The 14,920-nt window shown below is 49.0% G+C and carries 13 protein-coding genes and 2 tRNA genes; 11 read left to right on the top strand and 4 right to left on the bottom strand.

Annotated elements, in window-relative coordinates; all coding sequences use genetic code 11:
- The coding region (locus AC8GE9_RS17365) for a transposase (protein WP_506678432.1) at window positions 1-351 on the top strand (351 nt) is incomplete at its 5' end.
- Window positions 352-537: 186 nt separating this feature from the next.
- Here AC8GE9_RS17365 and AC8GE9_RS17360 read toward each other — a convergent pair.
- A tRNA-Asn gene (locus AC8GE9_RS17360) sits at window positions 538-613 on the bottom strand.
- A gap of 255 nt (window positions 614-868) precedes the next feature.
- On the opposite strand from AC8GE9_RS17360, the gene corA reads away from it, so the two are divergent.
- Window positions 869-1,834, top strand: a complete 966-nt coding sequence (gene corA, locus AC8GE9_RS17355; RefSeq protein WP_506678431.1) for a magnesium/cobalt transporter CorA — start codon at window positions 869-871, stop codon at window positions 1,832-1,834.
- Here corA and AC8GE9_RS17350 read toward each other — a convergent pair.
- Window positions 1,831-4,329 (bottom strand): YgiQ family radical SAM protein, encoded by a 2,499-nt coding sequence (locus AC8GE9_RS17350; protein ID WP_506678430.1) that lies wholly within the window; start codon window positions 4,327-4,329, stop codon window positions 1,831-1,833. The genes corA and AC8GE9_RS17350 overlap by 4 nt on opposite strands.
- Before the next feature lie 100 nt (window positions 4,330-4,429).
- Between AC8GE9_RS17350 and AC8GE9_RS17345 the strand changes: the two genes are divergently transcribed.
- From AC8GE9_RS17345 to AC8GE9_RS17310, 8 genes are all read left to right on the top strand, one after another.
- Window positions 4,430-4,505, top strand: a tRNA-Thr gene (locus AC8GE9_RS17345).
- A gap of 282 nt (window positions 4,506-4,787) precedes the next feature.
- Window positions 4,788-5,816: a TauD/TfdA family dioxygenase gene (locus AC8GE9_RS17340; RefSeq protein WP_506678429.1), complete on the top strand. Its 1,029-nt coding sequence runs from the start codon at window positions 4,788-4,790 to the stop codon at window positions 5,814-5,816.
- Window positions 5,816-6,502, top strand: a complete 687-nt coding sequence (locus AC8GE9_RS17335; protein ID WP_506678428.1) for a GntR family transcriptional regulator — start codon at window positions 5,816-5,818, stop codon at window positions 6,500-6,502. The genes AC8GE9_RS17340 and AC8GE9_RS17335 overlap by 1 nt, the downstream gene beginning before the upstream one ends.
- Before the next feature lie 52 nt (window positions 6,503-6,554).
- Window positions 6,555-7,538, top strand: coding sequence for a Bug family tripartite tricarboxylate transporter substrate binding protein (locus AC8GE9_RS17330; RefSeq protein WP_506678427.1), 984 nt, complete (start codon window positions 6,555-6,557; stop codon window positions 7,536-7,538).
- Window positions 7,539-7,577: 39 nt separating this feature from the next.
- Window positions 7,578-8,450: an SMP-30/gluconolactonase/LRE family protein gene (locus AC8GE9_RS17325; protein ID WP_506678426.1), complete on the top strand. Its 873-nt coding sequence runs from the start codon at window positions 7,578-7,580 to the stop codon at window positions 8,448-8,450.
- A 242-nt stretch (window positions 8,451-8,692) separates the two neighbouring features.
- Window positions 8,693-9,679: a Bug family tripartite tricarboxylate transporter substrate binding protein gene (locus AC8GE9_RS17320; RefSeq protein ID WP_506678425.1), complete on the top strand. Its 987-nt coding sequence runs from the start codon at window positions 8,693-8,695 to the stop codon at window positions 9,677-9,679.
- A 266-nt stretch (window positions 9,680-9,945) separates the two neighbouring features.
- Complete coding sequence (locus AC8GE9_RS17315; RefSeq protein WP_506678424.1) at window positions 9,946-10,815, top strand: NAD(P)-dependent oxidoreductase; 870 nt, start codon at window positions 9,946-9,948, stop codon at window positions 10,813-10,815.
- A gap of 195 nt (window positions 10,816-11,010) precedes the next feature.
- A complete protein-coding gene (locus AC8GE9_RS17310; RefSeq protein ID WP_506678423.1) occupies window positions 11,011-12,684 on the top strand; it encodes a formate--tetrahydrofolate ligase in 1,674 nt (557 codons plus the stop codon).
- A 168-nt stretch (window positions 12,685-12,852) separates the two neighbouring features.
- Here AC8GE9_RS17310 and AC8GE9_RS17305 read toward each other — a convergent pair whose 3' ends face one another.
- A complete protein-coding gene (locus AC8GE9_RS17305; protein ID WP_506678422.1) occupies window positions 12,853-13,521 on the bottom strand; it encodes a class I SAM-dependent methyltransferase in 669 nt (222 codons plus the stop codon).
- Window positions 13,521-14,210, bottom strand: coding sequence for a glycosyltransferase (locus tag AC8GE9_RS17300; RefSeq protein ID WP_506678421.1), 690 nt, complete (start codon window positions 14,208-14,210; stop codon window positions 13,521-13,523). The genes AC8GE9_RS17305 and AC8GE9_RS17300 overlap by 1 nt, the downstream gene beginning before the upstream one ends.
- Window positions 14,211-14,303: 93 nt before the next feature.
- Between AC8GE9_RS17300 and AC8GE9_RS17295 the strand changes: the two genes are divergently transcribed.
- On the top strand, window positions 14,304-14,912 hold the full coding sequence (locus AC8GE9_RS17295; protein WP_506678420.1) for a lipocalin family protein: 609 nt from the start codon (window positions 14,304-14,306) through the stop codon (window positions 14,910-14,912).
- The last annotated feature ends 8 nt before the right edge of the window (window positions 14,913-14,920 follow it).

Here is a 14,920-nt window from a genome sequence, read left to right as displayed (position 1 = left end):
GAAGCGCTTCAAGAGGCCCTTGGTCGGTATGGCAAGCCAGAGATTTTTAATACTGACCAAGGCAGCCAATTCACCAGCGAGGACTTCACGGGGGTGTTGAAAGAAAACGGTATTCGGATCAGTATGGATGGAAAAGGCCGTTGGGTAGATAATGTTTTTGTTGAACGACTCTGGCGCTCTGTAAAGTACGAGAACGTTTATCTTAGGGCGTACGAATCAATGGCGGCATTGCGCGAGGGCATCAAAGACTACTTTTTGTTTTACAACACAAAAAGAACGCATCAATCGCTTGCCAAGCAGACACCAGATGAGGTTTACTTTAAAGACAACGGGCTGAAGGAAGCGGCTTGACATGACCGATCAATGACTTTCAACCCGAGCTGGGAACGAGCGGTCTCGTCCTGAGTATGATGAAACAACTGCCAATGCCATGTCTGAGAAAGAGAGTGACATGATTTATCTCCTGAATAAGCCCGAAACGTAGCGATGGTTTTGTGCATCGCTGCTTTCCGCCGGAAACGGCTATCAGAAGTAAATTGGCTCCCCGAGCTGGACTCGAACCAGCGACCTGCGGATTAACAGTCCGTCGCTCTACCGACTGAGCTATCAGGGAATAATATTAAAGATCAAAGCTTATAGCTTTTGACTTAAAAGCTGAACATTTGATGATTTTAAACTCAAAATATTCTAGCATATTCTGAGAAGCAATTGGTAGCTTGAAGCCTATCCTCATTAAGCACCCAGCCAACGAGCGATAATGCTTCGCTATAGGATGATTTCTCCAATGCGATGGATTCAACGATCACAAGAAAATCAACCTGCACCTCAAGAGCCCATCTTATGACTAAAACTTAAGGTTTATCCAAAAATGCTGATCAATTGTGTTGTGTATCGGGACGGTAACAAGCTTGCAGACATTGACATTGCAGATATCAGTGAATGGATCGCTCAGCCAGGCTGCTTTATTTGGGTCGCCCTGCGTGACGCTTCCTTGGATGAACTCAATCAAATGAAGGAGGAGTTTTCATTACATCCACTTGCAATTGAAGATGCCGCCAAAGGACATCAACGACCGAAAATTGAGGAGTATGGAGATACAGTATTTATCGTCATGCAACTGCTTGAACAAAGAGCCGATACGCTCCACGTAGGTGAAGTCGCTATTTTTGCGGGCCGTAATTTTGTCCTTTCTGTTCGAAGAGACAGTGATCAAAACTTTCTCGAAGTACGCGTCAGGTGCGAACAGGAGCCCGAACTGCTCAAACTAGGCGCAGGTTTTGTTTCCTATGCCTTGATGGATGCCGTGGTAGATCGTTATTTTCCGATCGTCGAAGCTCTAGAAGCAGATTTGGAAACCATTGAGTCAAAAATATTTATAGAAAACTCAGCACGTTCAAATATTGAGCAACTCTATGCCCTCAAACAACAAAGTGCAACGCTCAGACACGCTGTCGTGCCTTTACTAGAAGTCGTGGGAAAGTTGCATGGTGCACGCGTACCCCCCATTTGCATGAATAGTCAAGAATATTACCGAGACGTGCATGATCATTTATCACGCATCAACGGCACGGTCGATGCGGTACGCGATACGATTGCGACCGCCATTCAAGTGAACTTGTCCTTGGTCACAATCGAAGACTCAACTATTACTAAAAAATTAGCAGCTTGGGCCGCAATTTTTGCTGTATCAACGGCCTTAGCTGGCATCTGGGGCATGAACTTCGAAGTCATGCCTGAATTGCAATGGAAGTATGGCTATCCCGCGGCACTCGTTACCCTCGCATCAATTACCGGCTTTTTGTACTGGCGCTTTCGCCGCAAAGGTTGGCTCTAACTTTTACGCCGCGGAGGTAAACCTGTGTGTTGCGTGAGCATCTGACCAGATCGGACTGGCTTGTTAGGCCGCCCTGATGAGGTTGGTTTAGCAGTTAGGCTAGTTTTTACTGCGGCCTTTGCATCCGCTCTCACCGGCGCCTGAACGACAGGCTTTCCATACGTCGCGACAGGCCTGACAGACTGACCGGAACGAACAGGCTGAGCAGTTTTCACACCCCGCGCACCAGCAGTACCAGCAGCCTCGGTACTGTTTTTACGACGCACACTGGTGTAGCTACCGTCAGTCTGAGGCTGATGAAATGGAATCAAATGCTTCTTTCCAATGCCGATCAAGTCCGAACGACCCATTGCTTTGAGTGCTTCGCGCAATAGGGGCCAATTATTGGCATCGTGATAGCGTAAAAAAGCCTTGTGCAAACGACGACGGCGATCACCACGGACGATATCGACCGTTTCACTCTCACGTGTCACGCGACCTAGAGGATTGCGGCCAGAATGGTACATGGCGGTCGCTGTGGCCATCGGACTCGGGTAAAACGTTTGGACTTGGTCCGCACGGAATCCATGGCTCTTGAGCCACAGGGCCAGATGCATCATGTCTTCGTCAGCGGTACCAGGGTGAGCCGCAATAAAGTACGGGACTAAAAACTGCTTTTTACCCGCTTCAAGGCTGAACTTATCGAACAATTGTTTAAAGCGATCATAGCTACCAATGCCGGGCTTCATCATCTTGGATAAAGGCCCCATTTCGGTATGCTCAGGTGCAATCTTGAGATAACCGCCCACATGGTGCGTCACGAGCTCTTTGATGTACTCAGGTGATTTCACTGCCAAGTCGTACCGCAGACCCGAGCCAATCAGGATTTTCTTTACGCCTTTCACGGCGCGTGCCCGTCGGTACATATGGATCAACGAGCTGTGATCTGTATTGAGGTTTTGGCACACATCCGGATAGACGCAACTCGGCTTGCGACAGGCAGACTCAATCTCAGGACTCTTGCAACCGATGCGATACATATTGGCGGTCGGACCACCTAAGTCTGAAATCACTCCTGTAAAGCCAGGCACCTTGTCGCGGATGTCCTCGATTTCACGGATGACGGAGTCTTCGCTGCGGCTTTGGATAATGCGGCCCTCGTGCTCGGTGATCGAGCAAAAAGTACACCCTCCAAAACAACCGCGCATGATGTTGACGCTAAAGCGGATCATCTCCCATGCGGGGATCTTAGTTGCGCCATCGTGACCACCGCTTTCATCCGCATATACAGGATGTGGGCTGCGCGCATAGGGTAAATCAAACACCAGATCCATTTCTGCAGTCGTCAACGGAATGGGAGGCGGCGTGATCCAGACATCGCGTGCGGTTCTGCCGTCTCCATGCGCCTGAACGATGGCTCGCGCGTTCCCTGGATTGGTTTCCAGATGCAGCACTCGGTTGGCATGGGCATACAACACGGGATCTGATTTGACCTGCTCATACGAAGGCAAGCGAATCACGCTGCGATCACGAGGTGGGACTTTGAGCTTGCCTTTGACTTGCAGGGAGGGATTGGGCTGAAAGAGAAGCGGTGACTCTGTTTTGCCGCCCACTGCGGCTTTTACAGCCTTGGATCCTTTGGCTACAGTTTTAGCGTTGACCTCATCCGCAACAGCACGCGCCTCATCATTGCGCGCACAGCTTTCGCCCTGCTCGAGCGCTTGCTCACTAATCATCAAGTAAGGATTGACGTGAGCCTCTACCCTGCCCGGCGCATCGACACTCGTCGAGTCAATCTCAAACCATCCCTCGGGTGTCTCGCGGCGCACGAACGCCGTTCCGCGCACATCGGTCATATTTTGAACAGGTTCTTTGGCCGCCAAACGGTGGGCAATTTCCACCACTGCGCGCTCAGCGTTGCCATAGAGAAGCAAATCACATTTGCTATCGACCACGACCGAGCGACGGACTTTGTCAGACCAATAATCGTAGTGGGCAATGCGACGAAGCGAGCCTTCGATGCCACCCAAAATAATCGGTACATCTTTATAAGCTTCTTTGCACCGCTGGGTATAAACAATGGCCGCGCGATCGGGACGCTTGCCGCCGACATCACCAGCTGTATAAGCGTCATCGCTGCGCATTTTGCGATCCGCCGTATACCGGTTGATCATCGAGTCCATATTGCCCGCGGTCACGCCAAAAAACAGATTAGGCTTACCAAGGGCTTTGAAGGGTTCGGCGCTTTGCCAGTCGGGCTGGGCAATGATACCCACCCGAAATCCTTGATTTTCAAGCATTCGGCCAATCACGGCCATGCCAAAGCTCGGATGATCCACGTACGCATCACCCGTGACAATAATGATGTCACAACTATCCCAGCCAAGCTGCGTCATCTCCTCGCGGCTCATCGGCAGGAAAGGCGCCACGCCAAAGCGAGAGGCCCAGAACTTGCGATAGCTGCTCAGGGGCTTAGCATTGCGGGGAAAAAGGGAAACGTCGGCGTAGGTAGTCATATCCCTACTATTATCCGAGTAATTACCCTTATAAACAAGGTTCGCCTCAAAACCTATAGGGTCTTCAAGCTCAAAAGTGCTCTGCTATAATTTTTTCTATGCCGATGTAGCTCAGTTGGTAGAGCAGCTCATTCGTAATGAGAAGGTCGACAGTTCGATTCCGTTCATCGGCACCAATGAATATTTGGGTCACAGCAATGTGATCCTTTTTTCATTTTGGAACGGGCTAACACGGGGCTAAATCATCAAGAGCGAGTAGTAATACTCGAAGTTTTTGGTGTGCCTATATCCCTTTACTACTTCACTCACATGCACCAATCATCGGCAAGGTCGGTGTAGACAATCGGCTGGGCGCAGTCAAGGAAATTTGTACCAATGCGAGGGATAGTACTAATTTGTATTATTGTCGACAATATCATATTCTAACTTTACTCTATTGTGTAAAGTTGAAAATTATGATGCGCACACCAATTAGCGGACCTACAGTTTGGACGGGCGCAGAACTATCGAAGTCTGAACAATGGATTACCCGGCTGACGGCTTGCGACATCACGGAAATTTCAAATGCTGTCGCGTCGGTCGAGGCTCGCAATCTAGAACTATTTAGTATTACGAAAGCAGATTTCCCTTTGCCCATGCTGGGGGCCCGAATCGCCGCTCTGCGAAACGAAATAGAGGGCGGCAGAGGATTTGCTATATTGCGTGGCCTTCCGGTCAATCAATTTACCTTTGCAGCAAACCAGAAAATTATCTGGGGTTTGTCTGTTCATCTCGGACTTCCCGAACCTCAAGACTTCCTCAAAAATCTAATGCACAGTGTGACCAACACTGGCAAACGTGTGGAAACCAGCGAATCTACCCGTGGTTACGAAACCGACGATGAACTAAAGTTCCACAATGACGGTGGGGATGCGTTCATGCTTCTATGCCTTAAAACTGCTCGCGAAGGGGGTATAAGCAAACTGATGAGTGTAGGCACATTATTCAATGCAATTCTTGCGCGACGTCCTGATCTTGCCGAGGTGCTCCAACAACCATTCTATTTCGATGCACGGGCCCAGAATCCGCTAGCTAAGAAAGTTCAGATCGTTCCTGTTTTCGTGGAACATGAGGGATTGTTGAATGTGCTTTATAAGCGACGCTATATCGAAACTGCGCAACGGTTCGATGATGTCCCCCGTCTTACACCTCTTCAGCGCGAAGCCCTAGACTTATTTGACAAAATGTGCGCCGACCCAACGCTGCATCTGGCATTTACTATGGAGCCTGGTGATATCCAAATCGGCAATAACTATGCGCTGCTCCATTCGCGGACAAGCTACCAGGATCACGACGACGTAAGTCTTCGCCGTCATTTGTTGCGGGTTTGGCTCACGTTAGAAAACGGGAGACCCTTACCTGATGTTTTTGCAGAAACCAGAGAATTCGGTCATTCCTACGCTCGAAGGACAGGTAAACAATTTGCGTCTACAGAGTCTGTTGGCTGATGAATGCACTCGAAAAAGGCCCAAGTCGCTTCTTGTCTTTGCCCGATCAAATCGTAGCGAAGCTAACCGATGATATTGTTAAAGGTGTTTACAAGCCTGGCGAGCGCCTGAAAGAGCAAGAACTTGCTTTAAGGAATGGCATCAGCCGCGCGCCACTGCGAGAAGCATTCCGTGTTCTAGAACGTAACGGCCTGATAGAGATTATGCCCTGGAGAGGCGCCCGCGTTGTAGAGCAATCCCGCGCAGAGATCATTGAATTATTCGATGCACGAGCTGATCTCTTTGGGCTGTGCGCCAGGCATGTGGCGAAAAAAGGTCGGCCTGAAGATATCGCGGCTATCAAAGCTGAAATTGAGACTCTGTTATTAGCCACCGACTCTGGCTGCGATGAAATGACCTACAAGCACCAAACCAATCATATTTTCATGATGATGTACAAAAGTCTCGCCAATCGGTATCTGAGGGACATAATGGACAACATCCGACAGAAGATGTTCTGGCATTACTGCTTTTTAGGGATTTCAACAATTAAACGGAGGCAAGATTCGAACGAGTACTGGCGACAGCTTTCTAACGCCATTGAAAAGCGGGACGAGCAAACTGCGGAAGAGACTGCGCACAGAATCACGACTAGTTCGAAGGAGTTCGCACTGCAGTTTCTTGATTGCAATTCAGAAGATTTATAAGTACTGCACCTAGTCAACGATAGACCAATTACAACAATTATAGGGACATACTATGACGCTCAATCGTGCTGTAATGACTGTGATGATCCGGATTTTGCTTTGTGCTGCGACCACCACGGTAGCGGCCCAGGGAGAGTGGCCCTCCAAGCCGATCAATATCATCGTTCCATATTCGGCTGGAGGCGCAGCCGACATTGTCACCCGCATCATTGCGAACGAATTATCACTCCAGCTCAAACAATCGGTGGTGGTAGAGAATAAGCCGGGTGGTAATTCAAATATTGCAGCCAACTTAGTCGCTCGTGCGCAGCCAGATGGCAATACGCTTTTATTGACTGGTCCTTGGCTGCTCATTAACCAGTTTTTGGAAACTGGGCGTCGCTGGACACCAGAACAACTCATACCAGTGGCTCGCGTCGGCGTCAGCGACAACATTCTTGTCGTCCCAGCGAATTCGCCTGCAAAGACCCTTGAACAATATATCCAAATGGCCAAGACTGCGAAAGACAAGCCTTTGCAATACGGCAGTCCTGGGTTTGGATCAACGCAAAGAATGGCTGTCGAAATGCTCGCAAAGGCTGCCGATATAAGGTTGGAAGCTGTCCAATACACCGGAGCGCCACCCATTATTCCAGACCTTGTGACGGGTCGGGTCAGCATGGCGATTCTCGCGGCAGCCAATGTTACAGGACTAGTGAAGGACGGAAAGCTTCGCGCCCTAGCCACTGCAAGCGACAAACGGAGTCCGGACACACCAGAAATTCCTACCATTATCGAAACGGGGTTGAATAACGTAGAGGCAATATCATGGTTTGGATTGGGCGCGCCAGCTGGAACGCCATCCGATCGGATAAAGAAAATTTCAGACAGCATACAAAGCGTGCTTTCCAAGCCCGAGGTCAAAAAACAGTTGCTGTCAGCGGATACTCGTATTGCGTTCTTAAATACCAAAGATTTCGAGGCTTATCTCGAGGAAGAAAAGACCCGTTGGGGAGAGGTCGCTGGATCGATTACAACCAAGGAGAAGCAACAATGATGTCCAGTTTGCCGAGTACTTCTCGTATGCATGGTCAAGATGGCTACCGCTGAGTGTGTGGTCTGTAGCTCAGATATGTTAGGCGAAATGCCGATATGGTCTGAGCGAGATCAATTACTTTACTGGATAGATGTTAGGGCACCAGCACTCCATTCGTATGACCCATCGCGAGCCAAAGTACATACCTATGAACTGTCGGAAGTCGTTGGTAGCTTTTGCGAGCGTCAGTCGGGCGGTCTCATGTTGGCTATGAAGTCAGGCCTATATTTCTATGACACCAACACTGAAAATTCAGACCTATGGTTGAATCTTGAGCCTAAACTGCCAAATAATCGCCTAAATGATGGCAAGTGCGATCGGCAAGGTCGATTCTGGGTCGGTAGCATGAATGATGGCGATCGGCTTCCAACCGGAAGCTTGTTTTGCATTGAGCAAGGCGGCGAGCACCGCATTCTCTTCGACGGCATCACGATTCCCAATTCGCTCGCCTTCAGCCCCGATGGTCGTCTGATGTACTTTACAGACACTCCAAAGAAAATGATAATGGTGTACGACTTTGATACTGATGTCGGCATTCCACGGAACCCAAGAATATTCCGGGATATGCGCGATCACCATGGTAGGCCCGATGGCTCTACGGTTGATGCTGATGGCTGCTTATGGAATGCTGAGGTGGCCGCCTCGCGCGTCGTCCGATACACGCCAAAGGGCGAAATCGACCGAATCATCAATTTGCCAGTCTCAGTGGTAACTTCCTGCGCTTTCGGAGGCCCTCGGCTGGATACTTTGTACATCACAACGGCACGGCAAGGGCTGACGCTTGAGCAGTTAGAGAAACAACCACTAGCAGGTTCTTTATTCGCCATTAATACAGGTGCAATCGGAGTACCGGAAACACTGTTTGCAGGATAACCTTAGTCAAATTTAATCAATTTAAATCCGGACCAATGAACTTCGCAGCAATCTCTAACGAAATGTGCTGCTTGGGTTGCGTGTAGAAAATCCAGCCCAGTTTCCCGAGGCTTTCGCAAGTGCCTTGAGGGCTGATGTTCCTGTTGTGCTCGATGTGGTCACAGATCCAGACGCACTGGCTCCGCTACCGTGTTCGGGACAAGTTTGATTCCAACCAAAAAATGTAAAAAGGAATGACCAAAATGTGGAAAACTAACTTTGCTGTATTCTTGCTCGCTTGTGTCACCGCTTTCCCAGTACATGCCAACCAGAATGACACCGACCCTCAATACCCTTCCAAGCCGATACGTCTAATCGTTCCGTACGCACCTGGAGGCTCTACCGACAAAATAGCTCGCCTCCTTGCCGAACACCTCAGTAAAGGACTTAAACAGCCAGTAATTATCGAAAATCGGCCTGGGGCCAATAACATAGTTGGAGCCAATACTTTGTTGACCAGCAAGGCAGATGGCTACACACTTATGCTTGCGAGCAACGGTCTGCTGACGATGGCTCCGGCACTTTTTAAAAAGTTACCTTTTAATCCGGCGAAAGACTTCACTCTTGTCGGATTTGTGAACAAGAATCCCATGGTTCTTGTGACTCGCCGCGATGCCAAATACGGTGACATTGGCAGCCTTTTGAAGTACGCCAAAACGAATCCCGGCGTAGTTTCATATGCTGTATCGGGCGGCCTCGTGCCAGCAATGCTAGGTGCAGGAATACAGAGGATGAGCGGTACGGAGATGATCGAAGTTAGATACAAAGGCAGCGGCCCATCGATTACGGACATCGTCTCGGGCCGTGTAGATTTCGGCATATTAGGAGTTTCACTTGTGATGGGACTGGGGAGCGAAGACGGAAAACTTAAATCCCTTGCAGTAACAAGCAAACAACGCTCGACTAGCCTTCCCGACGTTCCAACTCTGTCAGAGTCAGGAATTCCAGAATTCGATACCATTGTATGGAACGGATTGATCGGACCCGCACAGCTCCCAAAACATATTGTATCGAAGCTGAGTAAAGCCCTCGCATCGCTATACCATAATCCAGAGTTTCGTAAAACGCTTCATGCCAGCGGAGAAGAGCCATTGTGGGGCACGCCTGATGAGATGCAGTCACGGATTGACGAGGAAATTGCCTTATGGAAGAAAATTGTCGCTGAGGCGAAAATCGAACCAATGGACTAGTAGCTGCCATTTCGATACTTGCAGCCAAGCGCGGTTTCGATGTTTGTATCAATTACAAGTCCAATAGAGAGCGCGACCTTGAAGTAGCGCGCATTGTTGAAAGCCAATTTCAAGCTCATCCCATCAAGTGTTTTCGTACATTTCACCTCAACGAAACGCGCGCTTTCTTTGTTCGCACTTTTGTCGTACTTTGACGATCTATGCAGGCTTGCAACTTGATATTCACTCTATGATGCCACTTTAAACAACTTTGCAGAGAGTCGAAAATGAATATTGCATTTATTGGCTTAGGAAGAATGGGTTGGCATATCGCTGCACACCTTAAACGTGCGGGACACGCCCTATCGGTATATGACACTCAAGCAACGTTGACATCTGACTGGGTAAAGACCTTTGGAGGGCGTGCAGGTCTGTCAGTCGTCGACACAGTCACGGATGTTGAACTCATTCTGACCTCTCTACCGGCTGATGCTGCACTCCAATCTGTTTGGGACGATGCACAATCCGTTCTTGCTCCAGGAGCGATCTGGGTCGATCACTCGACAACCTCTGCGGAAATTGCTAGACGCCTAGCCACAGCTGCCAGTACACAAGGACGACATTTTATAGATGCCCCAGTTTCTGGTGGCACGGCGGGCGCCGAGAAAGGTACCCTTGCAATTATGGCAGGTGCCGATCCCTTGGCTTGGTCTGTTGTCGAACCGATCATGTCTGCCTATGCCCAAAGGGCTTCGCTTATTGGTCCTGCTGGTTCAGGCCAATTAACAAAAATGTCGAATCAAATTTGCGTAGCAGGTATTGGACAAGCGCTTGCTGAAGGTCTAGCTTTTGCAGAACACAATGGACTGGATCCTCGAAAAGTACTGGATGTGATGCTTAAAGGCTCATCCACTTCGTGGATGATGGAAAATCGAGCTCAAACCATGATCGACGGAAAATTTGATTTTGGTTTTTCTACGACACTGATGCGGAAAGATCTAGGCTTAGTGATGAATGAGGCACACCGCGCAGATATTTCCTTGCCTGTCACAGCCTTGGTCGCACAACTCTTATCTGACGTCTCTGCGATGGGGCTTGCGCAAGCAGACTGGTGTAGCTTGATTCAACGTCAACGTCGAGTAGTATCTAAAGAATAATCAATCGTCGGCGCATAACCAAACGGCTGACTTGGATGAGCGGCCGTGTCCGCCCAAGCCAATCACACCAACAGTATTGAACATGCATGTATCTCCAGACTAAATACTAAAAACCAAGCTAAACCTCTCTGCTTACACCGCCACAAGCTTAATTGGTCTAGGATATAGGTTTTAAACAGAATATCAAGAGACCCTATGCGTTCAGATCTTGCTATTGCCCAAGCCGCAAACAAAACGCCCATTCTTAAACTCGCTCCCGCCAAGGCGGGCATCCCTGAGGACGCTCTCGAGCCCTATGGACGCTTTAAAGCAAAGCTCTCGCTTGACTATATCCGCTCGCTTGAGGGCCGCCCGAATGGGAAACTCATTCTCGTCACAGCAATTTCACCCACTCCCGCTGGAGAGGGAAAAACAACCACAACGGTCGGACTAGGCGATGCGCTAAATCATATCGGCAAGCGCGCCATGATCTGTTTGCGTGAACCCTCTCTAGGTCCTGTATTCGGCATGAAAGGTGGCGCTGCAGGCGGAGGGATGGCGCAAGTCGTCCCAATGGAGGACATCAATTTGCACTTTACGGGCGATTTCAACGCCATCGCCTTGGCGAATAACCTGTTATCCGCACTGATAGACAACCATATCCACCACGGCAATAAACTTCAGTTCGACGTACGACGCATCACTTGGCGACGTGTCGTCGACCTCAATGACCGCGCGCTACGTCAAATCGTTGTGGGTCTTGGCGGAACCGCCAATGGCTTTCCACGCGAAGACCACTTCGACATCGTCGTAGCCTCCGAAGTGATGGCAATATTTTGTCTGGTCAATAGCCTCAAAGAGCTCAAAGAGCGTCTCGGTGAAATCGTCGTCGGATATTCCCTCTCTGGTCAACCCATCCGCGCACGTGACTTGCAAGCACAGGGTGCCATGGCCGCCTTGCTCAAAGAAGCCTTGGCGCCCAATGTGGTCCAGACGCTAGAGAACAATCTCGCGCTCGTACACGGCGGTCCGTTTGCCAACATCGCACACGGCTGTAACTCCGTGCTCGCAACCTCCACAGCACTCAAACTCGCAGATTATGTCGTCACCGAGGCTGGTTTTGGCGCAGATCTCGGCGCTGAAAAATTTCTGGATATCAAGTGTCGCAAGGCAGGCCTAGCACCCTCGGCCGTCGTACTCGTCGCAACAGTACGTGCCTTGAAATATCACGGTGGCGTGGAGGTCAAAGACGTCGGTACTGAAAACCTCGACGCTTTACAAAAGGGTCTCGTGAATCTCGAGCGTCATATTCATAATATCCAGCACAACTTTGGTCTGCCTTGCGTGGTCGCAATCAACCATCGTACCGAAGACACCCCAGCAGAAATCGAACTATTGAAATCAACGGCTGCTGCGCTCGGCGTTGAGGTTGTCTTGGCCCAGCACTGGGCCAAAGGCGGCCCTGGCGCGGCCGAACTCGCACACGCCGTGGTCAAGCTTTGCGAGCAACCCAATCATTTCAAATTTTTATACGAAGACGATACCTCACTTCTAGAAAAAGTGAACACCATCGCCGTCAAAACCTATGGTGCAGCTGGCATCTCTTGCGACGCTAAAGTCAGAGGACAGTTTGCGCAACTCGAAGCCGATGGCTACGGTCGCCTCCCTGTCTGTATCGCTAAAACACAATACTCCTTTTCTTCGGATGCCAAACTACGTGGTGCACCCAGTGGACATACCCTTGCGATTCGCGAAGTGCGTCTCGCTGCTGGCGCAGGCTTTATCGTGGTGGTGTGCGGCGACATCATGACGATGCCTGGCCTACCTGTCGTACCCGCGGCCAATGGCATTGACATCAACGAGGCCGGTGAAATCACCGGCCTGTCTTAGCTCCGGATGAAACCCATACAAATCCTACCTAGTCGCATTCGAAAAGATACAGTTTTAAGTTCAAAAAAAATCTACGTCGTGCAGGAAGAAGTGCGTGTTCTAAAAAAGATCACAGTGTCGTGGACTCACCGATTAGACTGTCCGATTAATATTGCGACATTGAACACTCTAAATAGGTATCGCGCGGACGACATATTGCAACGGTAAGGCATCATTCACGGTCACTTCAGGATTTGCACCACAACTTTTGGCTATTTCAGCAATTAGAGGTAAAAACTTTTCGCGATTGGGCTCATCAAAAATCCGAGGACCTCCCTCAGCGATTTTAAAACCCTGACTTTCGAATAGTTCAATCATCGTTTGGCGAGTAAACCAACGCAAATGGGTTTTATCCAATAATCCAGCATCCTCGTACCTAAAGTCACCCACTGCGAGCCTGACGATTAATGACCAATGTTGGGCATTGGGAATACACGCTGTCACCACGCCCTGCGCTGGAATGACCTTTCGAATGTGACCCAAGACTGTCCAAGGATCTTTTAAATGTTCAAGAGTATCGCCAAAGATCCAACAATCACGATCCGCATATTCTCGATAAAACTGTTCATCTCGTAGTTCGATATTACCGGCTAGTGTTTGGTTGCAGTATCGTTTTGCAAGCTCCACATAATTGGGATCAATGTCCATGCCTACCCAATGTACGGTAGGCGATTGCTTTTTAAATTCGCGAGCGAGCGCACCAGAGCTACAGCCAATCTCAATAATTTTTTTTGAGTTGGTTGGAATTAATCTGAGCAAATCTGGATTATGACTGTCGTGAACAGGAGTTTGCTGCATTAGTCGCCCCATTTTTCCAGATACCTAGACCTTGCGGTTTCCCAAGCCGCCGTTTTGAAGTTTCCTTTGCTTTCATGAATGAGGGAAATCGTCCAAGTACCCATCCGAACTCCTTTTTCCTCAGCTTGTCGACAAAAATCGAGATCATAAAAGTGGAAGTCGAACCTCTCGTCAAACATCATTTTCTTTTGCTTTAAAAGCTCACTGTGACATACATAAATCACACCATCGAGAATCTTGACTTGCTGAGCGGGTGGTCCGAATACGTCTAGGACTTGTGGCGGATAGCCATTTCCATGTCCTACAACACCACTTAGGTTTTCAGACGCGTCCCAAGTGCCTGCATGATCAATAAAAGCCCACGAGGGTTGGTTTGGTAATCTTCGCTTATTTCCAGCAACACCAATAATGTCAAATTGATTCAAGCCGTTGAGCATTTGATCGGTCCAGTAAAAATCACATAAGTGGACGTCGTCGTGGATGAAAACTAAAATTGCGGGGTCATTTTTCGCTTTCTCTATTGAACGATTGTAAACCGCAGGCAAGCCTTCCTTATTTAATTCGTATAAATCCAGCTCGACGAAAGGGAAATTGTAGAGGCTTAAAGATTTTCCAGTCGCAGTTTGGGTGAAAAAATTTACCCGATTAACGCGTGTTGCGACAACAAATCTAATTTTAAGATTATTCATAAATTTCTATTTTTTGACTAAATTTGATGATGATTTAGTTTAAGTTGTGTGATTACTGATATTGCATTCTAATTGCTCAAGTAAGCTCGAATCATGAAAAAAATCAATGTAATGAAAAATACTCATGTACTCATTATTCAAAGACTATTTTTTTATGTCTTTTCATTCTTTTTCGTCTTTATCATTTTGGGTTCACTGTCTGGTTGCTCCACAGCCCCGCCCGCAGGGCTGACCTCAGTCACGCCTTTTGAGGTCAACCACTACCTGGGGAAATGGTACGAAATCGCTCGCCTAGATCACTCCTTTGAACGCGGACTGACCGATGTCAGCGCAACATACTCACTTCAATCCGACGGCAGCCTCGAGGTCATCAATCGCGGCTTTAACACCAAAAAGGATGAGTGGAAATCAGCCACCGGACGCGCCCTGTTCACGGGCAGCCAAGATCAAGGCTCTCTCAAGGTCTCTTTTTTTGGACCCTTTTATGGTGGCTACCACGTGCTCGCGCTTGATCAGGCTGGCTATCAGTGGGCACTCGTCTCGGGGCCTGATCGGGAGTATCTCTGGATCCTAGCCAGGTCTAAAATACTTGTTTCCGCGATCAAAGACCAACTTGTTGCCGAGGCCAAGAAAATGGGGTTTGCGACAGATAAGCTGATCTGGGTCGAACACACTAGAGCGGACAACTCAACAGCAAGGTAGAGCGATCG

The organism is Zwartia lucis (assembly GCF_965234455.1).
Taxonomy (GTDB): Bacteria; Pseudomonadota; Gammaproteobacteria; order Burkholderiales; family Burkholderiaceae_B; genus Zwartia; species Zwartia lucis.
The sequence above is the reverse complement of the archived record's forward strand: the minus strand, read 5'-3'. Positions and strand labels throughout refer to the sequence as shown.